Origin of the sequence: Streptomyces sp. NPDC088732 (assembly GCF_044751205.1) — a bacterium.
Classification (GTDB): domain Bacteria; phylum Actinomycetota; class Actinomycetes; order Streptomycetales; family Streptomycetaceae; genus Actinacidiphila.
The window spans coordinates 109,880-130,486 of sequence record NZ_JBIVLI010000022.1 but is presented as its reverse complement, the minus strand read 5'-3'; the positions used below and the strand labels follow the sequence as shown (position 1 = coordinate 130,486).

The following is a 20,607-nucleotide window of genomic DNA, read 5'->3' as shown; positions in this document are numbered from 1 at the left end:
ACCGTGGCATCCGGACCGGGGGCGGTGCCGAAGCGTTCGGGGACCGGTCACCCAAGCCACCGCTGCGGTTCGTCAACAGGCCGTCAACAGGTGCTCGCCGGCCATCCGCGTGTGCGCTCTCCCACACCGTGTCAGCAGGCGTCGAATGCTAGGGTCCGTACGGCGCTCCCCGAGGCGCCGTACTCCAAGGCACAAGGCGCAGCACGGGCTGGCGCCGCTCGCCGTATCTGCGTTCCCCAGGCAGAAGAAGGGGTCCTCGAATGCCGTCCGGCCGCCCGCGGCCGGCCAGTTCGCCGGCGCGGGGGGCCCAGGACGGACGAGGCGGCGGATCCCCTTTTCGTGCGGCCGGGCTTCTTCCCGCCACTTCTGATCCTGGAAGGACGCAATGACGGCTTCTCCCAACGACGGGACGGCGGCAGCCGACGAGACCCGGGCGACCCCGTCCGCCGGTTCCGCGCCGCTGCCCCGCCGGACGCAGAGGACGACCGCTATCGCCCAGGCAGCCGCCAGTACGAGTGCGACGCCCGCGGACTGGAGCGAGGGCCGGACCGTGACGGAGCGGTCCCGGCGGGCCGCGGAGATCCCCGAGGAGGCCGCGGACCCCTCGGGGGAGTCCGGGTCCACGTTCGCCGACGGGTTCGCGGCGGGGCTCGCGTTCGCGCCGCGCCTGGCGGCAGGGGAGGCCGCGGACGCGGCATCGGCCCAGGTGGCAGGCCCCGCCGACGAGGTGGCGCAGGACGCCCGCCGCCGCCGGTCCCGCCGTACCGTCCTCGTCGTCGCGGTCCTGGCCGCGGCCGTTCTCGCGTGCGTCCCGTTCGCCGTGCGCGCCGTCCAGGGGGACAGCCGGGGCGCGGCGTCCGTCGCCGGCTCGGGCGGGCAGGCACCCGCGGAGGCCGCCGCCCCCGTGAGTCCGTCCGCCTCGCAGTCGCCCTCCGCCACGACCAGGCCGCGGCAGGAACCGGGGAGCAGCGCGAGCGCCCGCGACAGCGGCGGCGTCACCCCGTCCCCGGAGCGGAGCGGCGGAAAGCCGGACGGCACCGCGCACCAGCCGGCGTCGACCGCCTCGCCGACCGCCTCGGCGACCGGTGCCCCGGTCCACGACACCGTTCCGGACGGGGCGATCCTCAACCCCGCCTCCGGCCGCTGCATCGACAACAGCACCCCGAACAACACGCCGGTCCAGCTGTGGGACTGCACGGGGAGCCCCCAGCAGACCTGGCGGCTCAAGCCGGACACGAGCATCCGGTCCGTGGGCCGGTGCCTGGACGTCGTCGGCGGCTCGCGGGACGACGGCGCGGGGATCCAGCTCGCCGACTGCAACGGCACCGGAGCCCAGCAGTTCCGGTTCGACTCCGCGCACCGGCTGGTCAACATCCAGGCCGGCAAGTGCGTCGCCCTCGCGGTCACCCCGGGTGTCAACGGCACCAGGCTGCAGCTGCGGACCTGCAACAGCTCCGCCGGCCAGCGCTTCACCGCCCACTGAGCCGTACGCGCACCGGCCCCCGAGGGCCCCGCCACGACGCTGTGGTGAGGTCTTCGGGAAGCGTCCGATCGACTAGCGCAGCGACCGAAGGCCCGTGCGGACCTCGTCCACGAAGAGCTCCGGCTGCTCCCATGCGGCGAAGTGACCGCCCTTGGGCAGCCGGTTGTAGTGGACGAGGTTGGGGTAGGCCTGCTCGGCCCAGCTCCTGGGCGCCTGGTAGAGCTCGTCGGGGAAGACGCTGACGGCGACCGGCAGCTTGACGCCCTTGGCGCCGAAGAACGGGGTGGTGTTCTCCGCGTAGAGACGGGCCGCCGAGATCGCGGTGTTCGTCAGCCAGAAGAGCGTGATGTTGTCCAGGACGTCGTCCCGGGACAGGCCCTCGGTCACTCCGTCGAAGGCCCGGGAGATCAGGGCCAGGCTGGCCGCGTCGTGATCGAGCAGGAAGGCGGCCAGGCCGACCGGCGAATCCGCGAGCGCGGTCAGCGACTGCGGGCGCGAGCCCATCATGTAGGCGTAGTAGACGTGCCGGTACACGAAGTCCAGCTGCTCGACGGCGGCCTTCTCCTCGTCGTCGGCCAGGACGACGTCGGACGGCAGCGGGTTGCCGGCCAGGATCGCCGCCTCGATGGCGGGCGGGATCACCTTGGGCATGTTGGTGTGGATACCGACCAGGCCCTCGGGCTCCTGCACACCCATGAGGTCGGTGACCACCGCGCCCCAGTCGCCGCCCTGCGCGGCGTACTTGGTGTAGCCCAGGCGCTTCATCAGTTCGCCCCAGGCGCTCGCGATGCGCTCGGGACCCCAGCCCTTCGCGGTCGGCTTGCCCGAGAAGCCGTAGCCGGGCATCGACGGGATCACCACGTGGAAGGCGTCGGAGGCGTCGCCGCCGTGCGCGGTGGGGTCGGTGAGCGGCTCGATGATCTTCAGCTGCTCGACGACCGAGCCGGGCCACCCGTGCGTGACGATCAGCGGCAGGGCGTTCTCGTGCCGGGAGCGGACGTGGATGAAGTGGATGTCCAGCCCGTCGATCTCGGTCACGAAATGCGGCACGGCCTTGAGCTTCGCCTCGACCTTGCGCCAGTCGTACTCGGTGGCCCAGTAGCGTGCGAGTTCCTGCATCGTCGCGAGCTGCGTGCCCTGCGACTGGTCCGCGACGGTCTCCCTCTCGGGCCAGCGCGTCGCCACGATCCGCGCCCGCAGGTCCTCGAGCACCGAGTCGGGGAACTCGAACGTGAACGGGCGGATCGTTGTCTCTTCGGGGGTCACCGGCATGTGCTTCTCCTCGCTGTCGTCGGCGGCTCGGTGCCGCCGGCCCGTCCACGATGGACCGGGCGGATCGGGGTCGCCCCAGGGGAACCCCCGGGGTTCGTCCCCGGGGCCGCACACCCCGGGGATCCCCGGGGTCCCGACGGTCGATGACATGCCCAAAGGGATAAAATGCATGAAATGGGCGGCCCTCGGGCGGGCAGCCCGGCCGGCGGGGCGCGGCGCAGTGCCGACCGCGCCGGATCCGGTCCCCCCGCCCCACCGGCTGTCCAACGCACCAGGAGCGGATCAGGAAGTCGATCCATGGGCGCACCCGCTGTCGACACGCAGGTCGCACTTCACGGCCGGGATCCGGAGCTGGCCGCACTGGAGCGAGTGCTGACCACCGCCGCCGCGGGCAGCAGCGCCGTACTGGTGCTCCGTGGCGCGGCGGGGATCGGCAAGACCGCCCTGCTGGACCATGCCGCCCGGCGGGCCGCCGGGTTCCTCACCGTCTCTGTGGCGGGCGTCGAGTCGGAGATGGAGCTTCCGTTCGCGAGCCTCCACCAGCTCTGCGCACCCTTGCTGGACCGGCTTCACGAGCTGCCCGGACCGCAGCGGAACGCCCTGTCCGTTGTGTTCGGTCTGCGGGAGCAGGAGAGCCAGGAGGGTGGGGAGGGGGAAGCGGCGCCGCCGCAGCGGTTCCTGGTGGGCCTGGCCGTGCTGGGCCTGCTCGCGCGTGCCGCCGAGGACCGGCCGCTGGCCTGTCTCGTCGACGACGCGCAGTGGCTGGACGACGCGTCCGGGCAGGCCCTGGCGTTCGCCGCGAGGCGGCTGATGGCCGAACCGGTCGCCCTGGTCCTCGCGGTGCGGGAACCCGAGGGCGACCGTGCCCTGGCCGGCCTGCCGGAACTGCGCCTCGGCGGTCTCAGTGAGCGCGACGCACGGGCCCTGCTCACCTCGGTCGTGAACGTGCCCCTGGACCCACTGGTCCGGGACCGGATCGTCGCCGAGGCGCACGGCAACCCGATGGCGCTGCTGCAGCTTCCCGCCGCACTGAGTCCTGCCGAGCTGGCGGGCGGATTCTGGCTTCCCGAGGGGCGCCCCGTGGCCGGCAGCATCGAAGGCTGCTTCCACCAGCGGTTCCGCTCCCTGCCGCCGGACAGCCGGCGGCTGCTGCTGACCGCCGCGGCCGAGCCGACCGGGGACGCGGGTCTGCTGTGGCGCGCGGCGGGGCTGCAGGGGATACCGGCGGACGCCGGGGCCGCCGCCGAGGCCGCGGGGCTCGTGGAATTCGGCGCACGGGTGCGCTTCCACCACCCCTTGGTCCGCTCCGCGGTCTATCGAAGGACCCCCGCGCCGAATCGCCGTACGGCGCATCGTGCCCTGGCCGAGGCCACCGATCCCCACCTCGATCCCGATCGCAGGGCGTGGCACCGCGCGCACGCGGCGGTCCGGCCCGAGGAGAGCGTCGCCTCCGATCTGGAGCGCTCGGCGGGCCGGGCGCAGCGAAGGGGCGGAGCCGCCGCGGCCGCCTCGTTCCTGGGACGGGCGGCGGAGCTGACGCCGGGTCCCGCCCGGCGTGTCGCCCGCGCGCTGTCGGCCGCCCAGGCCGCCATCGACGCCGGCGGGGCCGACCAGGCGCACGACCTCCTGGCGGTCGCGGAGGCAGGCCCGCTGGACGTCCTCCAGCGGGCCCGGCTGGAGCGGCTGCGGGCCCGGCTGGTGTTCTCGCAGGAACGTGGCGGCGATGCCCCCGGGCTGCTGCTCGACGCCGCGCGTCGGCTCGCGCCGCTCGACGCCGTCCTGGCCCGGGACACCCTGCTGGAGGCGTTCGGTGCGGCGATGTTCGCGGGCCGGCTGAGTACGGGACCCGGGCTGCGCGAGGTGGCCGAGGCGGTGCGCGCGGGGCCGCCGCCGCCCTCGCCGCCACGGGTGGTCGACGTCCTCCTGGACAGCGTGGCCCGCCTGGTCGTCGACGGCCACGCCGCCGGCGCCGACGCCGTCCGGCACACGCTGCGCGTCGTCCGGCAGGAGCAGGGGGCGGGTGCCACGGACCCGGACAGGCGGTGGCTGTGGCTCGCGTGCCGGGTGACCCCGGAACCGCTCGCGCCCGAGCTGTGGGACGACGACGCGTGGCGGGAACTCGCCACGGGCGCGGTGGACATCGCCCGTGAGGCGGGGGCGCTCGCCGTCCTCCCGATGTCGCTGACGTACCTGGCGTGCTTCCACGTGTTCGCCGGCGGGTTCGACACCGCGCAGGCCCTGATCGACGAGGCGACGGCGATCTCGGAGGCCGTCGGCGGCGTCCCCATGATGTACACCTCACTGGTGCTCGCCGCCTGGCGCGCCCACGAGGCCCCGGCGCGGGAACTCATCCGGGCCACCGCCGAGGAGGTGGCCGCCCGCGGTGAGGGACGCGTGCTCAGTCTCGCCGAGTACGCCACCGCGGTCCTCGAGAACGGCCTCGGCCACTACGACGCCGCCCTGGACGCCGCGACGCACGTCTGCCGGTACGAGGAGCCGGGTTTCCACGGGTGGGCCCTGGTCGAGCTGATCGAGGCGGCCGCCCGCAGCGGGCGGCCGGAGCTCGCCGCGCCGGCGCTCGAAAGCCTCTCGGCGCGCACCCGCGCCGGCGGCACCGAGTGGGCGCTCGGTGTCGAGGCCTGCTCACGCGCCCTGCTGAGCGACGACCGGGCCGCCGACGCGCTCTACCGGGAGGCGATCGACCGCCTCGCGCGCTGCCGGATCGCCGTGCACCTGGCCCGCGCGCGTCTGCTGTACGGCGAATGGCTGCGCCGACGGAACCGCCGCCAGGAGAGCCGTACCCAACTGCGCACCGCCTACGAGGCGTTCGGCGCGTTCGGGGCGGACGGCTTCGCCGAACGCGCCCGCCGCGAGCTTCTGGCGACGGGAGAGACCGTACGGAAGCGGGCGGCCGACACCGCGACCGAACTCACCGGCCAGGAGTCCCAGGTCGCCGGGCTGGCCAGGGACGGGCACACCAACAGTGAGATCGGCGCGCGGTTGTTCATCAGCCCGCGCACGGTGGAGTGGCACCTCGGGAACGTGTTCGCCAAGCTCGGAGTCAGCTCCCGCAGACAGCTCCGCTCGGTGCTCTCCCCGCCGTGAGGGGCCGGCGCGCGGTGTCAGATGAGGGTCAGGGTCAGGACCGCGGTGTACGTGCCGGGCGGCGTGGACGTCGGGGCGTCCAGGGCGAGCCCGGCCCCGAGGTCCGCGGTGCCGGGGCCGACGCCGGTGGCCAGGGTCCGGATGTCCTTCAGGCCGGTGCCGTCCCCGGGCGCGATCCGGTCGCCCGCCGTGACGGTCCGGACGTTGCCGTGGTTGAGGACGGTGGGGGTCCAGGTCAGGTGGTTCGCGTCGATGGTGTTGCCGGCCAGGTCGGCGAAGTCGCCCGCCTGGGCGGTGACCGTCCAGCCGATGTCGCCGGGCCGGGTGTCGGTGACCGTGACCGGCGCCAACTGCCCCGTGGTGTGCAGGAACTCGCCCGACGCGTCGAGCACCGGGGTCGGCAGCTCCACGTGCGGGTCGCCCGCGACGGAGAGCAGCAGCGCCCCGGGTTCGAGGGTCGTCGAGATCGTCGCCATCCGGTGCCCCGGCGCGCTGTCGTCGCACGGCGGGCCGCCCATGCGGTCGCACGCCCGCGGCTGGGGCGCGTTCTGGAGCACGACCGCGGCCGCGGCGACGCAGTCCGACACCTGGTCCCGGTCGAGCGAGGAACCCGGAATGCGGCGCACCGTGTCGAGACCGGCACGCACCAGCCCGGGGGGCAGCGGGGCGTTGCCCATGCGCGCGGCGTCCTGCTGGTGGCACAGGCCGTGGAAGCCGAACGTGCCGAGCTCCTGTCCCTGCGAGGCCGTGAACCGGTCGTCGGCCGCGGTCGGGACGATCAGATGGCCCACGAGGGGGAGCGGGTAGGCCCGGGGGTCCGGATTGGTGTACGCGGCGGTGGCGTCGACGATGCCGGAGGGGCCGGTCGTGGCCGTGGACAGGCCCACCGCGACGGCGCCGACCGTGGGGGTGGTGTAGTAGCCCGAGACGTTCAGCAGCCTGGCCGTCGTGAGGTTCGTGGCCAGCGTGTAGCTCGACTCCGCGTAGGTGATGGAGCCGTTGTTCGCGGGCAGGGCGACATAGCCGGTCACGCCGTTCGAGCCCGCCAGGGCCACGTCACCCGGCACGGTCGGGAAGAGCGCGGTCGTGCCGCAGTCCGCACCGCGTCCGGCCGCCGCGCAGTAGGCGCTCCACGCCGCGGGCTGCTCGTGGTCCAGCCACTGGGTCAGCCCCGCCGTGGTGGCGGCGTCGTCGGACCGGACGACCGGGGTGATCGCGAGGTCCGGCAGCGTGATGCCCGGGTTGTCGGCGCGGATCGCGGGATCGTTCCACCGGGTGATGGCCCTGGTGAAGATCCCCGCCACGGTCGCGCTGGACAGCCTCAGGTCGGTGATGCGCTTGCCGTCGACACGCAGGTTGTACGTGAAGCCGATTCCGCCCGCCACGACGGGGACATAGGCGTAGGGCCTGGTGGGCGGCGTGTCGTCGGCGTCCGTGCCGTACGGCAGTTCCGTGACCGCGAAGTCGGCCGTGCCGTCACGGAACTGCTTCCGTCCGTCGGCGGAGCCCGTCGCGCTGTAGGCGACCCGGACGTCGTGCCGGGCGGCCCCGGCCCGCCACAGGTCGATCGTGTTCTGCGCCCACGTCGAACCGGCCCCGGAGACCGGCGCGGCGGAGTCGGCCTCGGCGGGTGAGGTGCCGGCGAGAGCGACGACGAACACCGCGGTCGCCGTGGCGGCCGTGCCCCTCAATCCGCGCCTGACCCGCGCCTGCGAGGAACTGCTCCGTACTGCCGCCCGGTTCGACCGTGCCATCGTCCGCCCTCTTCGTTCTGGAGCACGGTTGCCCGTGCCCGCGCGACATCCGGCACCGCCTCCCCAGGGTCCCGGCCGCATCCGCGCAAGGATGCGCGGCCTGCGGCAACCACGGCCGAAGGAAAGGTGAAGTACGAACGAACGCGGCCCCGCCGGAACGCAATTGAGCCCCCGGGAGCCGCCCGCGGCCGGTACGGCCGGCGCGGGCACCACCGGCAGCTCGCTACGCCACCTCGATGCCGTACTCCTGGACCAGCGCCTCCAGGCCGCCCGGGTAGCCCTTGCCGCCGATGACGAAGTCCCAGTCGCCGGTGGCGCGGCGGCGGAACGAGCCGAGGACCAGCGCGGTCTCGCCGGGGCGGCCGTCGGACACCTCCAGGCGGTCGAGTTCGGCGCCCGAGGAGTCCAGGAGCCGGATGCCCGCATCGGTGAAACCCGACAGGTCGGCGTCGGCATTGGCGACGGGATCGACCGCCGCCACCAGGACCAGCCGGTCGGCCCGCTCCGGCAGCGCGTCGAAGGCGACCCGGATCGCCGCCTTGTCGGGGGCGGCCTCCTCGACCGAGCGGACCGAACCCTCCGGCGTCCGGGGGTTGTTGTAGAAGACGAAGTGGTCGTCGCTCAGCACCCGGGAGCCCTGGCAGACGAGCGCGCAGATGTCCAGGGCGACAGCGCCGGACCACGACATCCCCAGGACGTTGTGGTCGGCGGGCCGCTCCACCTCCGGCGCCGCGGGAGGAGGCGTGCGGGCCGGCCGCTGCGCGGGCGCGCCGTCGCCCAGCCTGCCGCGCAGGCCGTGGCGGTGCAGCAGGTCGACCAGTTCGCCCCCGGACACCAGCTCCAGCGGCTTGCCGTTGGCGAACGTACGGGACCCCGGGCCGAACCCGGAGGTGGTGACGAGCACGCCCTTGTTGGCGCCGGCGTCCTGCACGGTGCCGTACAGGTCGCGGACGGCGGTCGGCGGCACCGTGCTGCGGTAGCGCTTCACCTGCACGACGATCTTCCCGCCCCGTATCGGGGCGGGATCGTCGGCCTCGACGTCGACACCGCCGTCGTTCGAGCGCTGCGTCGTCACCGCGCGCATGCCCATCGCCCGGAACAGGTCCGCGACCAGCGACTCGAAGGCGATCGGATCCATGGTGTACAGGTCCGGCTCGTCGTCCCCGCCGTGCGAGACGACGTCCCCGCCGACGTCGCCGGGCACCCGGCCCGGCCGCACCGCGGTGCGCTGGTCGGGGCGCGCCGACAGCTGCCCGCGAAGGCCGTCCACGAGGCAGTCCACCGCGTTCACCTGCTCCAGGTCGAGCGCGGTGAAGGCCGGGCGCGCGGCCATGACCGTCGCCAGGACGAGCTCGGCGCGCCGGCCCGTCGCCGGGTCGTGGTCGTCCACGAAGCCGTTCAGCGCCACCGACTCCAGCGCCCCGAACTCGTCGGCCGCGAAGAGCTCGCGCAGCACCAGCAGCACGCACTGCGCCAGCACGTCGCGGTACAGCGCCCGCCGCTGGGCGACCGGGCGGGCCGTCTCTTTGTCCTGGTCCGTGGACGGCATGTAGCGCACCGACTTCGCCTCCGGGACGATGCCGTACTTCGGCAGCTCCCAGTTCACGACCAGCTGCCGTCCGGCCGGGTCGTAGGCGGCGGACAACTGCCGCGGCATCGCCTCGGGCCACGCCGAGGACGCGTACAGCGCCGCGGAGAAGTACTCCACGGCCGCCTCGGGATCCCCGTTGCGCAGTGCCGTGGCCATCTGAGCCATCGCGGTGTTGTGCCGGCGTATCTCCCCCAGCTGGGCGGCCGCCCACTGGTCGTACTGCTGCCGGTACGCCGCCAGTTGGCGCTGCCGCTCGGCCTCGGCGGCCTGGGCGGCGTGCCAGTCGCGCTCGAACCGGGCCCGCGCCTCGTCCTGCGCCCGGTCACGGCGGTGCGCCGTCAGTCCCCAACCGCCCTGGGCCTGGTACTGGTTCGGGTCCGGCATCGGGAGAGGGAGGGCCAGGGGGCCCGGAGCGAACGCCTCGACCTGCTCCGGCCGGGTGAGCGAGGCCGACCGGAACGCCGGGGCCCGGCAGCCGGAAGCCAGCAGGCCCGCCAGGGACGCGACCCGCGCGTCCAGTTCCTCGGTCCGCCGGTGTGCGTCCGCCTCGCGGTGCCGCCGGTACGCCGCCTGCTGCTCACGATGCCCGCGCGCCATGTCCCGCTCGTAGGCGCGCTGCTGCCGCTCCGCATCCCTCTGGCGCTGCACCTGCGAACGCAGCTGCGCCTCGCGCTGCCGCTGCTGCTGGCGCTGCGCCTCGGCCCAGATGCCGGCCAACCCGCTGGAACGACGACTCATGCCGCTGGTCCTCCCCCGGGACACCGTCGTCCCACCCGCAACCGTCCGCCGGCTCCCCACCGGCAACAATCGGACACCCTAGTCGGTATCCGGCCTCACTCCCATGGGCCGGACACCCGCTTCTGCCTCCCGCGCGGCATCAGGCGTCCCGCCACGGCAACGGGTCCGGGCGCCGGTACCACCACCAGCCGCGCTCGACCCGGTCGCCGTCGTGACCTGCCAGCTCACGGACGAGGACGTGCCCGGGGTCGTCCACGGTCGACGCGGCGAAGACGTCGTCCACCTCGGACAGGGCCGACAGGAGCCGTGCGGCGCCCCGTCACCGTCCTCGTGCCCCAAGTCCACCCCGCTCACCGGCACGTCCAGTACGGCCGCCAGGGCGGCGGCGAGGGTCGACGAGGAGAAGGTCGTAGATCATCGCGAGGGCCTGTCGTGGGCGTCACGCGGCGGCGGGCGGGGATCCCCTGATGGTCGCGTGCGGTGTGCCGGCGCCGCAGGTGGTTTTCCGCGGTACCCGGACCGACATATGTCTGTGGCACACTACGGCCCTCGAACAGTGGGGGAGGGGCCGTCACATGCAGCGGGTCAAGGGTGCCGCGCCGGATCTCGGCAAGACCGATGTCTGGTCGAAGTTCCGCGGGCTCACATGGTGGCAGTGGCTGCTGTCGGTGCTGCCGCTGGGCCTGTTCATCGGCGGAGCCCTGGGCGCGGGCATCGGCTTCCTGGGCGTCGCGGCCAACACCTCGATCGCCAGGAAGCAGTTCTCGACACCGCTCAAGGCACTCGCCATGACCGGGGTCGTCGTGGCCGTCTACCTCGTCTGGCTCCTGGTCGGGGCCGTCCTCTACGCCCTGACGGACTGAGACCGGGCGGGGGGCGTTGTGACGGGCACGATCCCCGCGACGCCCCGGGGCCCGGCAGCACGTTCCGCGAGGTCTTGCGGCGGTCCCCCCCCGCGGCCGAGGGTGCCTGACCCACGGCAGGACAGGAGCGCGCCTGCGGAGCAACCCATTGCCGGCGACGCGACCCGTGCGCCGCTACGCGGTACGGGTCCGCCGCGACAGCGGTCAGCCCGGTCACTGGAGGCCGAGTTGCCGGCCGACGTGCCGTGCGTCCGCCGTCGTCCGCCAGATGACGTCGACCCCCACCTCACCCGGGGCGGCAGGCCCCTCCGGCACGGGGAAGCGCTCGACCTCGGTGAAACCCAGGCGGCGCGCGACGGCGCCACTGGCGCGGTTGGCCGCGTCGTGGTGGATCTCGATGCGGTCGATGCCCGTCAGCCGGAAGCCCTCGCGGACGAGGGCGGCCGCGGCGGCCGTGGCGAGGCCCTGTCCCGTCCACCGGGGGTGAATCCAGTAGCCGATCTCGAGGCCGCCCGCACCGATACGGCGGTGCAGCCCGCAACCGCCGATCACGGTCGCGCCCGATGTGATCGCGTAGGCGAAGGTCTGCCGGCTCTCCCACTCGTCGTGGACCCGGGCCAGGAACGCGGCGGTCTGCGGTCTGCCGTGGTCTGCCGCCCAGGGCATCCACGGCAGGAGATGGTCGAGGGATTCGTCGATCGCCCGGTGCAGGGCGTCGAGATCGCTCCCGCGCCACCGGCGCAGTTCGACCCGGTCGGCATTGAGGCTTTCGGCAGGCTCCTCCATGCGCGGATGCTCTCGCGGCCCGGCCGGGGCCGGCAACGCGATATCGCCTGCCGCGGAAGCCCTCCGCGACGCATGCGCCGCGGAGGGGAGGACGGCCGGGCCGGCTACGACCGTGCCACGGGCACGACGTAGGGGAAGCGGTCGGTCCGCAGGTGCTCGGAGACGGACGGCCTGAGTCCCGACGGCACCGCCGTGTTGGTCACCAGGGACAGCATCGCCTCGGGCGCGTTGTCGGCCGGGGTACGGCCGTTGCGGGTGGCGAAGCCGTAGGTCGCGGGCGTTCCGACGACGTAGGGCAGCACGTCGGGGAACAACTCCCGCGCCACGGTCCGGCCGTAGCCCTCCGGGTCGCCGCTGGTCCCGGTGGCCGCGACGACGGCCGCGACCTGGCCCGCGACGACGTCGCCGGCGGCGGCGAGATCCTCGGAGGGGTGCCGGGTGTTGGCGGGGTTGCTGAAGTCGGTGTCGCCGGGCCAGAAGATGGGCCACATCATCGGGTGCCCGCCGCGGTTGATCTGCCGCCACCCCCCGGCGTCGGTGGCCAGCTTGGTCGCGCACCAGACGCCCGTACGCGCCCCGGGACGCAGCCGCGCGTCCTCGTGCGGCACTTCGAGCACAATCGATTCCACGGTGGTGCCGGTGAAGCTGTTCCGCGCCTCGCCCGGACGCCAGTCGGAGAGGTCCACCGCCGACCCCTTCGCCACCGCGCCGTTGACGACGGCCAGCAGGGACAGGTCGATGTAGAAGGAGTCGGAGATGCGCCCGGCCCAGACGCGGATGCCGTCCGCGGCGGCCGTCCCACCGGTGCGGCCCTCCAGGACCAGGTCGCCGTCGGCGGAGTCCTCGCGCGCCGCGTCCCCGGTCAGGACGTGCAGCCGCAGGGTCTGCCGGTCGTCCTCGTCGGGCTCGCCGAAGGAGACCCGGTAGGTCAGGGTCTCGAAATCGGCGCCGTCGAAATGCACCTTGAATTCGTAACGCGCTTCCGGGTGGAATCCCGGCTGGGCGTAGACACCGGTGATGTCGGAATTGACGTCCATGACGAATACCGTGCTGCGCTCACCGGGAAAGACATACAGGTCGTCGATGAACAGCTGACCGTTCTGGGCCGCCAGCGGAGTGTCGAGATGATGCGACATGGTCGGTCCTTGATTCTCTCGGTTTTTCTTCGGCGTTTTCCCTACTGCGCCATCCTCGCGGGGCGGGCGGCTGCCCGGTACTGCCCAATGGGGAATGCCCTCATAAACTGAGGTTATGAGCGATGCGCCTCCCGACCTGGGCAGTCTCCTGCTGCTGACGCTGGTCGCCGAACTCGGCAGTCTGGGCCGGGCCGCCGAGCGGATGGGGATCAGCCAGCCGGCCGCGAGCAAGCGCCTGACCCTGCTCGAACGGCGCCTGGGGCTGACGCTGGTGAGCCGCGACACCCGCGGGTCCGCGCTGACCACCGAGGGCAAGGCGGTGTGCCAGTGGGCGGGGCGGGTGCTGGCCGAAGTCGACTCGATGATGGTGGGCGTTGCCGCGCTGCGCGGGGACCACGCCCTCGACCTGCACCTGGCGGCCAGCATGACGCTGGCCGAGCACTTCGTACCGCGCTGGATCGGCACGCTTCAGCGGCGGTCGCCCGACGTCTGCGTCAGCCTCAAAGTGACCAACTCCGAACAGGTCGCCGCGCTCGCGGCAAGTGGCCGTATCGGCCTGGGTTTCCTCGAGGCGCCCACGGTGCCCTCCGGGCTGGGCTCCCGGCAGGTGGGCGCCGACCGGCTGGCCGTCGTGGTCGCGCCGCAGCACGCCTGGGCACGGCGGCAGGAGCCGGTGGACCTGGCCGAACTGGCCCGCACCCGCCTGATCGTCCGCGAAGTGGGCTCCGGCACACGGGAGACCATCGAGCGCGTGCTCGCCGGCGCGGGAGTCGAGCCGGTCCGGCCCCTGATGGTGCTGGACGCCAACGCCGCGATCCGCAGGGCCGTGGCCGAAAACGCCGGTCCCGCCGTGCTCAGCGCGATCAGCGTCCGGGACGACCTGGCCGAGGGCCGCATCGTCGAGGTCCCGGTGACGGGGGCCGACCTGCGGCGCCGGCTGCGCGCCGTATGGCCCGAGGACCGCCCGCTGACCGGCGCGGTCGAGGAACTGCTCCACATCGCGGCCCGCGCCTGACCGGCGGCATCGGCGACGTGGTCCACCGAACGTGCCGGGGGTCACGGTTCGTCACCATCCGAGCAGTGGCCCACCCAGGACCTGGCCGCCGATGTGTGCGGCGAGCTTCCGGGCCCGGGCCAGGTCACCGAGCCTGTCCACATGGACGTGGACGGTGTGGTCAGCGGCCCAAGGAGGGCCCAACTGGGGGTTGTTGCCGTGGAACACCACCTGGACGCCGTCGTACTTCAAGGACCCGTGGCGACCGGTCTCCGGATCGTCCGGCCACATGCCGCGCCAGCTGATGGCCGCCGTCCCGCGGCCGAGAACCGCGGCGAAGCGCTCCTCCACACCTCCTCCGGGAACGTCCACCATGAGATCGAACGGCAGATGCCGCTCCAGTGCGGGGTCGTCCGCCGCCGTCACCTCGATACCGAGCAGGGCTGCCTCGCCGGCCGGGCCGCTGCGCTTGCCGGTGTACTCGAAGGCGGCCTCGGGCAGGACCGCAGCCATCCGCCGCAGGTCCGCGACCGTCCGCAGTTGGGCGAAGAGCCCTACCTCGTCCTCGCATTCGGCCAGCAGCGCGCGCAGGCGAGAGGCCTGCGCGAACGCCGCGGTCGCGTCGGTGGTCCGGAGGACGGGATATGCCGCCGAGTTGCCCATGGACCGAACCGTCGCATGCCCCCGAATGCCCGGGCCACCGCATCGCGCCCACGATGCCCGGGGGCCGGTCAACCCACCCTGATCCAGGGGCCTGTCACCGACCGCGATCCCGTCACGGGGGGTTGGCCGCCGCGCGGCAGGCACCGGTCGCGGCGCCGCCCGGCACGCCGGCCCCGGTCAGCGCGTTCACGCACCCCCTCAGGTCGCCGTGCACACCTTGGGTGCAGGCCGTTCTGACGGCGTCCGTGACCTCGACGCCGGTCTGCCGGACCATGTTCGTGCAGGCCGGGATGTCCGCGTGGGCGACGGGGACGGCGAAGGCGCCGCCGCCGAGTGCGAGGGTCAGACCGGTGAGGACACCGGCGAAGCGGGCCGACATACGCATGGGAGGCACCTGCTCTCCGGGCTGGTCGGGGATTCGAGGCGCCGAGCGGTAGGACGAGCGCGGCTCGGCAGCACCACCCCTCCTTCCTCCGACACTAGAACAGCCCACTGCCACGCGCACTCCGGCCCGGCAGCGGCCCATCCGGCACAACGCCAGGGGACCGCCGACGCACCGGAACCTGACGATTTCCGCGCCGAGTCGGCATCGTCGGCTGCCCTGCTGCCCTGCTGCCCTGCTGCGCGCGGCGGGCCCCGGACGGACCGTCTTCGCGGCCGGAGTACACGAGGCCGCCTCCGTGACGGCACCGGCCGGCGGCCCCGCGGACCTGCCGCTCCCGGCGGCCGGCCGACGAAGGCAGGGGCGGTGTGCCGGCCGTCCTCAACCGCTCGCCACGGGTGTGGAGCCGATGGCCGCGCAGGCCGCCCGGTCCGTGGGGTAGCCGTCCGCCGGATAGACGACCGGCGCGCCGCGCACACGCCCGCCGGGGGCGGGCGGAGAGATCGGGAACCAGCACGCCGCGAACCGGGCCGGCTGCGGCCTGCCCTGCCACATCGTGCCCCAGGCCGCCGCGCAGGTACGCGTGGGGTCGTGCGGATCGAAGTCCTTCTCGAACCCCGGCGGCGGTTCACTGAGGTCCGCCTCGGCCGTCAATGTACGGGCGCACATGACCCTGGTCCCGTCCTGCCCCCACGGCCCGAGCGTCGCGACGGCCGCCGTACTGGCGCCCCCGAGCAGTGCGGCGGCTACACCGGCGACCAGGAACAGGCGGCGTCGGCTCCGGGGACCGCGCGCGGGGGACGGCTCCTCGGCGGCGCGTCGCAGGACGTCGTGCAGGACGCGGCGGCCCGCGGCGGACTCCGCCCAGCCGTCGGTGCCGTCGTCGGGGCGCACGGCCCGGACGGCGGCGAGATCGGGCGCGTGCCGGGTCGTGCCCGGGGTCTTCTTCATACCGACTCCTGCCGGGCGAAGTGAGGGTGCCGGCGAGTACCGGGGACAGGCGTTGCGGGGTCCGCCTCGGTCAGCGCGGCCCTGAAGCGTTTCCGCGCGCGGTGCAGGCGTACGGCGAAGGCGGCGGCCGTGCAGCCCATGACCGCGGCCGCCTGGCGCGCCGTCAGGTCGTACCAGGCGCTCAGCAACAGCGCCTCACGGTCTGTCTCGGAGAGCGTCAGCAGCGCGGCGCCCACTTCGGAGCGGGTCCCGATCGCGTCCCCGATCTCCTCGCTCCCGGGCCGGTCGGCCAACGCCGCCATGCGCGCGGTCGCCGCGAGGTACCGCCGGTCGGACCGCACCCGGTTGGCCAGCAGCCGCCGGGCCGAGGCGAGCAGCCACGGCAGTGCGTCGTCGGGAACGGCGCCGTACTTGTGCCAGGCCAGCACGAAGGTCTCCGAGAGGATCTCCTCGGCCGTCTCCCGGTCCGTGCGGTGCCGCAGGTATCCGAGCACGCGGTCGGCATGCGCCGTGTAGAGGGCCTCCAGCGCCTGGTCCCGGGCGGCGTCGTCGACGGTTGTCCGTCGTCGCTTCACTGCACCTCCGTGATGTCGTCCGTCAATCAGGAGATGTACGGCCGGGCAAGGATTCTTACCGCCCCCGGCGAACTCGGTCCGCCGGCTTCGGGGCGGGACCGCCCGGAACCGTGGGCGGCGGTCAGCCGATCCAGGGCGCGTCGCGACGGGCCAGTCCGTGGTCGATCCGCAGCCGCATGGACGGGTGGATGTCCAGCCCGTCCAGCAAGCCCGGGTGGACGAAGGCCACTTCCCTGCTCTCGCTGCTGGTGCGGAGTCCGCCGCCGGTGATGCGGGCGTGGAAGCAGATCGAGAACTGCTGGCGCACCTCGCCGTCGTCGTAGGCCATGACGTGCGCCGGGTCGGTGTAGATGCCGACCAGGCCGGTCACTTCGACGTCGAACCCGGTCTCTTCTCTCGTCTCGCGTACGGCCGCGGCCGCCGCGGACTCCCCGATGTCGATCCCGCCGCCCGGCAGTGCCCACAGGTTGTTGTCGGTCCTGCGGATGAGGAGGATCTCCCCGGCGCCGTTGAGGGCGACGGCCGTGACCGACGGGACGATGCTGTTCGCCTCGGGGGCGTTCGGGTCGTTGAAGTAGTCGACGCGGGCCATGCGTCCCAGCCTCGCACAGGGCTTCGTTCCCGGTCAGGGGCGCGGTGCGGCGTCGCCCAGGTCCCTTCCGTCCAGGACCTCGACGTTGACGACGACCGTCTCAGTCGGGTCGATGCCGAGCAGGATCACCACCTCGTCGTCCTCGTCCAACGCACAGAGGCAGGGGGTGGGTGAGCCCTTCGGTGCCGTCAGGAGGGTGCGGCATGCGGGTGTGCAGTCGCATGCGCCGTAGAACCGCAGGGTCGGGATCTGCTCAGTGAGGACCCCGCCGTCCGGCTCCAGCAGGCGCAGGATGTCGGCGGCCGACTCGGGAAAGACCTCCGCGAAGAGCGGCAGTTCGGCGGTCACGGGGCTGCGGGGGCCGTCAGCCGCGAGGCGTCGTCGAAGACGCCCACTGCGTACGCCACAGCCGTGCCCTTCCAGGAGGGATGTCGGACCAGGCGGGCGAAGCCGACCGGATTCGAACCGGCGTCCTCGCGATTTTGGAGACCGCGCGCGACTGCCTCTGCGCTACGGCTTCGCCCGGGGGCGATCCTAGCCTTCGTGCCGCCGGCGTTGACGACCCACCGCCCGCGGTCCGGCACGCTCAGTGACCCGGCATCGGCCCGGACAGAGGTCACGGCCTGTCGACGCGGGCGAGGACGACCGCGTAGCGGCACTCGGCATCGCTGGTGTTGGCGAAGACGCACGCCACGGGCTCGGCGACCTCGATCGAGTCGCCCGGGCCGAGTTCGTGCACCACGTCGCCCTCGTGGAAGGTCAGCCGGCCTTCGAGGACCCAGACGGCCTCCCGCTGGAACGCCAGGGACGCGGCCGGATACGGCACCCGGGCGCCGGGCGGCAGGTGGACCTCGGCGATGTCCGCGGGGAATCGCGGTCCGGTGATCTGGCGCCGGCGATAGCCGGTGGCGGGATCGTGCCATTCCGCGGCGTCGGCGATCCGGTGCACCCCTGCGGCCTCGGCCGGGATGAGCAGGGCGGAGAGCGGGACCTGGAAGGCGGCGGCGAGCTTGCCGAGCACGACGGCGGTGGGGCTGCTCTCGGCGCGTTCGACCCGGTTGATCATGGCGCGGGACACGCCGGAAGCGTCCGCGAGCTGCGCCAGGGTCCATCGGCGCCGCTCCCGTTCACCGCGGATGCGAGCGGCGATCTGAACGACCAGGGGATCTACTATGTTGGACACAGGTCTACTATACGAGAAAAGGCCGGTCCGGCAGGACAGCCGGCAGATCCGGGCGGCGTCCGCGGCGCTGCGCTCACGCGGCGGCTCCCCGTCGACCCGCCTGTGCATTCCACACGTTGGAGGACCCATGGAACTCGGTCTCGCACTGCCCACCGCCGGGCCGCAGACCTCGCCCGAGACGATCGTCAAGGTCGCCGTCGAGGCCGAACGGCTCGGTTACGCCGCCCTGTGGACGTTCGAGCGCCTGCTGCGCCCGCTCGACAAGATCGTGCTGTGGACGGGCGGCGAACCCCAGATGCTGCCGGAGTTCTACGGCTCGACGTACGAGCCGCTGGAGACGCTGAGCCACATCGCCGCCGTGACGGAGCGGATCAAGCTGGGCACCGCGATCCTCGTGGCGCCGCTGCACGTGCCCGTGATGCTCGCCCGCCGGCTCGCCACCCTGGACCGGTTCAGCGGCGGCAGGGTCGTCGCCGGTCTGGGGCAGGGCTGGCAGCACTACGAGTTCGAGACGGCGAACGTGCCGGTCGGCCGCAAGGGCGCCCGTACCGAGGAGTTCATCACGGCGATGCGGGCCGCATGGGGCCCGGACCCGGTCCGGCACGACGGCGAGTTCTACCGGATCGCGCCGTCGCAGGTGAACCCCAAGCCCGTCCAGGCCCGCATTCCGGTGCTGCTGGCCGCGAACGCGCCGGCCGCCGTCAAGCGCGCCGGCCGGATCGCGGACGGCCTGATCCCGATCACCTCCTCGGTGGAGGAACTGCGCGGCATCGTCTCCACGTTCCATGACGCCGCCCGGGAGGCGGGCCGTGACCCGGCGGACCTCATGGTGGTCAACCAGGTGCCGTGGCCGACCCCGGTCACCCGCGAGCCGATGGGGGAGGGCCGGCCCTTCCTCGGCGGATCGCCCCGGCAGATCGCGGAGGACCTCGTGGCCGCCCGCGAGACCGGCGTGACCCAGGTGTACCTGGCCGGCGGCCAGGGCCTCGGGCTCGGCGTGGGCCTGCAGGCCGCGGACGTGGACCCGTGGCTGGAGCTGCTCGGCGAGGTGATCGAGGCGGCCGACCGCCTCGGCGCCTTCGCGCCCTGAAGCGCGTGGGTACCGTCGGCCGCCGGTCCGGCGGGTGTCACATACGCCGGGGGTGATCGGTCTCTTTGGTGCGGCGGGTGCCGGAGGAGGCAGCCGCCGGTTCGCAGCCACAGCGGCGGCCTCTGCGATCACGCGTTCTGCACAGTGAGGATGACGGACCATGACGGCTCATGGCGATCTGCCCGCCCCGCAACAAGGACTCCTTGTCACGCACTTCCTGACCGTACGTGACGTGGAGAGGTCACGGACCTTCTACGCCGACGTGTTCGGCGGCGAGGTCGTGATGGAGGAGAACCCGGCGATCGTGAAGGTGGCCAACAGCTGGATCATCATGAATCCCGGGGGCGGCCCTACACCCGACAAACCCGGCGTCACTCTTGAAGTGCCGCAGAGCACCGAGCGGGTGTCGAGCTTTCTCAATGTCCGCGTCGCCGACATGGCCGCCTTCCACGCCCATGCGGTCGCCAAGGGCGCTCACTTCCTCACGGAGCCCCTCGACCGCGGTGCGGAACTCCGCTGCTACCTGCGCGATCCGGACGGCTACCTGATCGAGGTGGGTCAGTCCACCGGCCTGCTCCGAGGTCTCCATGCCGGCTGACCCACCGGCCCGTACCCCTGCCCCCGCCGAGCGGCCACCACTGATCGAGGTACTCACGATGACCACGGAGAATGTCCGGCACCCGAGCCTGATCGCGCCGGTCGGGCATGTCGAGCCCGTCCCCCGCCGTATCAGGGGGACGCTGGGAGGCCGCGTCGCCTTCGACACGCGGCGCGCACTCTACGTATGGGAGTGGCCCGCCTATCCCCAGTTCAGCATCCCGGTCCGCGACATGGTCGACGCGGAACTCGTCGACGAAGGACACAGCGAGCCGCACGGCGCCGGACCCGCACGGCGCCACACCCTCAAGGTGGGAGCAGAGGTCCGAGAGGGCGCGGCGTGGGTGTGGGAGGACGGCGCTCCCGAGGCCCTGCACGGAACCGTCCGCTTCGAGTGGGACGCGCTCGACTCCTGGTTCGAGGAGGACGAGCCGGTCTTCGTCCACCCCCGGAGCCCCTACTCCCGTGTGGACGCGCTCCGCTCCTCCAGCAGCGTCCGCGTGGAACTGGAGGGCGTCGTGCTGGCGGAAGCGCCGCGCTGCGTCAAGGTGTTCGAGACCGGCCTGCCGACGCGGTACTACCTCGACCGTCTCTCCGTCGACTTCACCAGGCTGCGCCCCTCCGGCACGGTGACCCGCTGCCCTTACAAGGGGACGACGAGCGGCTACTGGTCGTTCGACGGCGAGGCCGCCCCGCACGAGGACATCGCATGGGCCTACGACCTGCCGACATTCCAGGCCAACCGCATCGCCGGCATGGTCGCGTTCCTCAACGAGCGCGTTGATCTGTACGTCGACGGAGAACTGCTGCCGAGGCCCTCCGGGCTGTTGACGTGACGGCATGCGTGCCCGC

Annotated in this window: 20 protein-coding genes and 1 tRNA gene; 7 read left to right on the top strand and 14 right to left on the bottom strand. The window is 73.2% G+C overall.

Features of this window, described 5'->3' with window-relative positions; translation table 11 throughout:
• The first annotated feature begins 385 nt into the window (after nucleotides 1-385).
• Nucleotides 386-1,483: a ricin-type beta-trefoil lectin domain protein gene (locus ACIP9H_RS32235; protein ID WP_401962327.1), complete on the top strand. Its 1,098-nt coding sequence runs from the start codon at nucleotides 386-388 to the stop codon at nucleotides 1,481-1,483.
• A gap of 72 nt (nucleotides 1,484-1,555) precedes the next feature.
• Here ACIP9H_RS32235 and ACIP9H_RS32230 read toward each other — a convergent pair whose 3' ends face one another.
• Nucleotides 1,556-2,755 carry an epoxide hydrolase family protein gene (locus tag ACIP9H_RS32230; protein ID WP_401582451.1) on the bottom strand — a complete coding sequence of 400 codons (1,200 nt, stop codon included), beginning with the start codon at nucleotides 2,753-2,755 and terminating at the stop codon, nucleotides 1,556-1,558.
• A 297-nt stretch (nucleotides 2,756-3,052) separates the two neighbouring features.
• Between ACIP9H_RS32230 and ACIP9H_RS32225 the strand changes: the two genes are divergently transcribed.
• Entirely contained in the window at nucleotides 3,053-5,860 is a 2,808-nt protein-coding gene (locus ACIP9H_RS32225; protein WP_401962324.1) for an ATP-binding protein, read from the top strand.
• 17 nt (nucleotides 5,861-5,877) lie between these two features.
• Here the strand turns inward: ACIP9H_RS32225 and ACIP9H_RS32220 are convergent, their stop codons facing one another.
• The 3 genes from ACIP9H_RS32220 to ACIP9H_RS32210 all read right to left on the bottom strand — a co-directional run bounded on the left by ACIP9H_RS32220 (nucleotide 5,878) and on the right by ACIP9H_RS32210 (nucleotide 10,226).
• Nucleotides 5,878-7,614: a phosphate ABC transporter substrate-binding protein PstS gene (locus ACIP9H_RS32220; RefSeq protein ID WP_401962321.1), complete on the bottom strand. Its 1,737-nt coding sequence runs from the start codon at nucleotides 7,612-7,614 to the stop codon at nucleotides 5,878-5,880.
• 223 nt (nucleotides 7,615-7,837) lie between these two features.
• On the bottom strand, nucleotides 7,838-9,943 hold the full coding sequence (locus ACIP9H_RS32215; protein ID WP_401582448.1) for a restriction endonuclease: 2,106 nt from the start codon (nucleotides 9,941-9,943) through the stop codon (nucleotides 7,838-7,840).
• A gap of 139 nt (nucleotides 9,944-10,082) precedes the next feature.
• Nucleotides 10,083-10,226: a hypothetical protein gene (locus tag ACIP9H_RS32210; RefSeq protein ID WP_401582447.1), complete on the bottom strand. Its 144-nt coding sequence runs from the start codon at nucleotides 10,224-10,226 to the stop codon at nucleotides 10,083-10,085.
• A 292-nt stretch (nucleotides 10,227-10,518) separates the two neighbouring features.
• Between ACIP9H_RS32210 and ACIP9H_RS32205 the strand changes: the two genes are divergently transcribed.
• Nucleotides 10,519-10,806 carry a hypothetical protein gene (locus ACIP9H_RS32205; protein ID WP_401582445.1) on the top strand — a complete coding sequence of 96 codons (288 nt, stop codon included), beginning with the start codon at nucleotides 10,519-10,521 and terminating at the stop codon, nucleotides 10,804-10,806.
• Between the two features lie 213 nt (nucleotides 10,807-11,019).
• Here the strand turns inward: ACIP9H_RS32205 and ACIP9H_RS32200 are convergent, their stop codons facing one another.
• Nucleotides 11,020-11,592, bottom strand: coding sequence for a GNAT family N-acetyltransferase (locus ACIP9H_RS32200; protein ID WP_401582443.1), 573 nt, complete (start codon nucleotides 11,590-11,592; stop codon nucleotides 11,020-11,022).
• A 104-nt stretch (nucleotides 11,593-11,696) separates the two neighbouring features.
• Nucleotides 11,697-12,728 carry a DUF4331 family protein gene (locus tag ACIP9H_RS32195; protein ID WP_401582441.1) on the bottom strand — a complete coding sequence of 344 codons (1,032 nt, stop codon included), beginning with the start codon at nucleotides 12,726-12,728 and terminating at the stop codon, nucleotides 11,697-11,699.
• 115 nt (nucleotides 12,729-12,843) lie between these two features.
• On the opposite strand from ACIP9H_RS32195, the gene ACIP9H_RS32190 reads away from it, so the two are divergent.
• Nucleotides 12,844-13,743 (top strand): LysR family transcriptional regulator, encoded by a 900-nt coding sequence (locus ACIP9H_RS32190; protein ID WP_401582440.1) that lies wholly within the window; start codon nucleotides 12,844-12,846, stop codon nucleotides 13,741-13,743.
• A gap of 51 nt (nucleotides 13,744-13,794) precedes the next feature.
• Here ACIP9H_RS32190 and ACIP9H_RS32185 read toward each other — a convergent pair whose 3' ends face one another.
• From ACIP9H_RS32185 to ACIP9H_RS32150, 8 genes are all read right to left on the bottom strand, one after another.
• On the bottom strand, nucleotides 13,795-14,385 hold the full coding sequence (locus ACIP9H_RS32185) for a hypothetical protein (protein WP_401582439.1): 591 nt from the start codon (nucleotides 14,383-14,385) through the stop codon (nucleotides 13,795-13,797).
• A gap of 112 nt (nucleotides 14,386-14,497) precedes the next feature.
• Nucleotides 14,498-14,770, bottom strand: a complete 273-nt coding sequence (locus ACIP9H_RS32180) for a hypothetical protein (RefSeq protein ID WP_401582437.1) — start codon at nucleotides 14,768-14,770, stop codon at nucleotides 14,498-14,500.
• Nucleotides 14,771-15,148: 378 nt separating this feature from the next.
• Nucleotides 15,149-15,718 (bottom strand): hypothetical protein, encoded by a 570-nt coding sequence (locus ACIP9H_RS32175; protein ID WP_401582436.1) that lies wholly within the window; start codon nucleotides 15,716-15,718, stop codon nucleotides 15,149-15,151.
• On the bottom strand, nucleotides 15,715-16,293 hold the full coding sequence (locus ACIP9H_RS32170; RefSeq protein WP_401582434.1) for an RNA polymerase sigma factor: 579 nt from the start codon (nucleotides 16,291-16,293) through the stop codon (nucleotides 15,715-15,717). Before ACIP9H_RS32170 ends, ACIP9H_RS32175 begins: the two co-directional genes overlap by 4 nt.
• Nucleotides 16,294-16,414: 121 nt before the next feature.
• Entirely contained in the window at nucleotides 16,415-16,885 is a 471-nt protein-coding gene (locus ACIP9H_RS32165; protein ID WP_401582432.1) for an NUDIX hydrolase, read from the bottom strand.
• Nucleotides 16,886-16,918: 33 nt separating this feature from the next.
• Entirely contained in the window at nucleotides 16,919-17,233 is a 315-nt protein-coding gene (locus ACIP9H_RS32160) for a hypothetical protein (protein ID WP_401582431.1), read from the bottom strand.
• A 97-nt stretch (nucleotides 17,234-17,330) separates the two neighbouring features.
• Nucleotides 17,331-17,405, bottom strand: a tRNA-Trp gene (locus ACIP9H_RS32155).
• A gap of 96 nt (nucleotides 17,406-17,501) precedes the next feature.
• Nucleotides 17,502-18,068 (bottom strand): helix-turn-helix domain-containing protein, encoded by a 567-nt coding sequence (locus ACIP9H_RS32150; RefSeq protein WP_401582429.1) that lies wholly within the window; start codon nucleotides 18,066-18,068, stop codon nucleotides 17,502-17,504.
• A 127-nt stretch (nucleotides 18,069-18,195) separates the two neighbouring features.
• Between ACIP9H_RS32150 and ACIP9H_RS32145 the strand changes: the two genes are divergently transcribed.
• The 3 genes from ACIP9H_RS32145 to ACIP9H_RS32135 all read left to right on the top strand — a co-directional run bounded on the left by ACIP9H_RS32145 (nucleotide 18,196) and on the right by ACIP9H_RS32135 (nucleotide 20,591).
• Entirely contained in the window at nucleotides 18,196-19,158 is a 963-nt protein-coding gene (locus ACIP9H_RS32145; RefSeq protein ID WP_401582427.1) for a TIGR03619 family F420-dependent LLM class oxidoreductase, read from the top strand.
• Nucleotides 19,159-19,318: 160 nt separating this feature from the next.
• Nucleotides 19,319-19,756, top strand: coding sequence for a VOC family protein (locus ACIP9H_RS32140; RefSeq protein WP_360916652.1), 438 nt, complete (start codon nucleotides 19,319-19,321; stop codon nucleotides 19,754-19,756).
• A gap of 58 nt (nucleotides 19,757-19,814) precedes the next feature.
• Complete coding sequence (locus ACIP9H_RS32135; RefSeq protein ID WP_401582425.1) at nucleotides 19,815-20,591, top strand: DUF427 domain-containing protein; 777 nt, start codon at nucleotides 19,815-19,817, stop codon at nucleotides 20,589-20,591.
• Nucleotides 20,592-20,607 lie beyond the last annotated feature (16 nt).

Coding starts and splice junctions, on each gene's coding strand:
- ACIP9H_RS32140 (WP_360916652.1), top strand. CDS start 19,319: ATGACGGCTCATGGCGATCTGCCCGCCCCGCAACAAGGACTCCTTGTC.
- ACIP9H_RS32225 (WP_401962324.1), top strand. CDS start 3,053: ATGGGCGCACCCGCTGTCGACACGCAGGTCGCACTTCACGGCCGGGAT.
- ACIP9H_RS32195 (WP_401582441.1), bottom strand. CDS start 12,728: ATGTCGCATCATCTCGACACTCCGCTGGCGGCCCAGAACGGTCAGCTG.
- ACIP9H_RS32205 (WP_401582445.1), top strand. CDS start 10,519: ATGCAGCGGGTCAAGGGTGCCGCGCCGGATCTCGGCAAGACCGATGTC.
- ACIP9H_RS32215 (WP_401582448.1), bottom strand. CDS start 9,943: ATGAGTCGTCGTTCCAGCGGGTTGGCCGGCATCTGGGCCGAGGCGCAG.
- ACIP9H_RS32200 (WP_401582443.1), bottom strand. CDS start 11,592: ATGGAGGAGCCTGCCGAAAGCCTCAATGCCGACCGGGTCGAACTGCGC.
- ACIP9H_RS32135 (WP_401582425.1), top strand. CDS start 19,815: ATGACCACGGAGAATGTCCGGCACCCGAGCCTGATCGCGCCGGTCGGG.
- ACIP9H_RS32165 (WP_401582432.1), bottom strand. CDS start 16,885: ATGGCCCGCGTCGACTACTTCAACGACCCGAACGCCCCCGAGGCGAAC.
- ACIP9H_RS32235 (WP_401962327.1), top strand. CDS start 386: ATGACGGCTTCTCCCAACGACGGGACGGCGGCAGCCGACGAGACCCGG.
- ACIP9H_RS32230 (WP_401582451.1), bottom strand. CDS start 2,755: ATGCCGGTGACCCCCGAAGAGACAACGATCCGCCCGTTCACGTTCGAG.
- ACIP9H_RS32180 (WP_401582437.1), bottom strand. CDS start 14,770: ATGCGTATGTCGGCCCGCTTCGCCGGTGTCCTCACCGGTCTGACCCTC.
- ACIP9H_RS32145 (WP_401582427.1), top strand. CDS start 18,196: ATGGAACTCGGTCTCGCACTGCCCACCGCCGGGCCGCAGACCTCGCCC.
- ACIP9H_RS32175 (WP_401582436.1), bottom strand. CDS start 15,718: ATGAAGAAGACCCCGGGCACGACCCGGCACGCGCCCGATCTCGCCGCC.
- ACIP9H_RS32220 (WP_401962321.1), bottom strand. CDS start 7,614: ATGGCACGGTCGAACCGGGCGGCAGTACGGAGCAGTTCCTCGCAGGCG.
- ACIP9H_RS32185 (WP_401582439.1), bottom strand. CDS start 14,385: ATGGGCAACTCGGCGGCATATCCCGTCCTCCGGACCACCGACGCGACC.
- ACIP9H_RS32190 (WP_401582440.1), top strand. CDS start 12,844: ATGAGCGATGCGCCTCCCGACCTGGGCAGTCTCCTGCTGCTGACGCTG.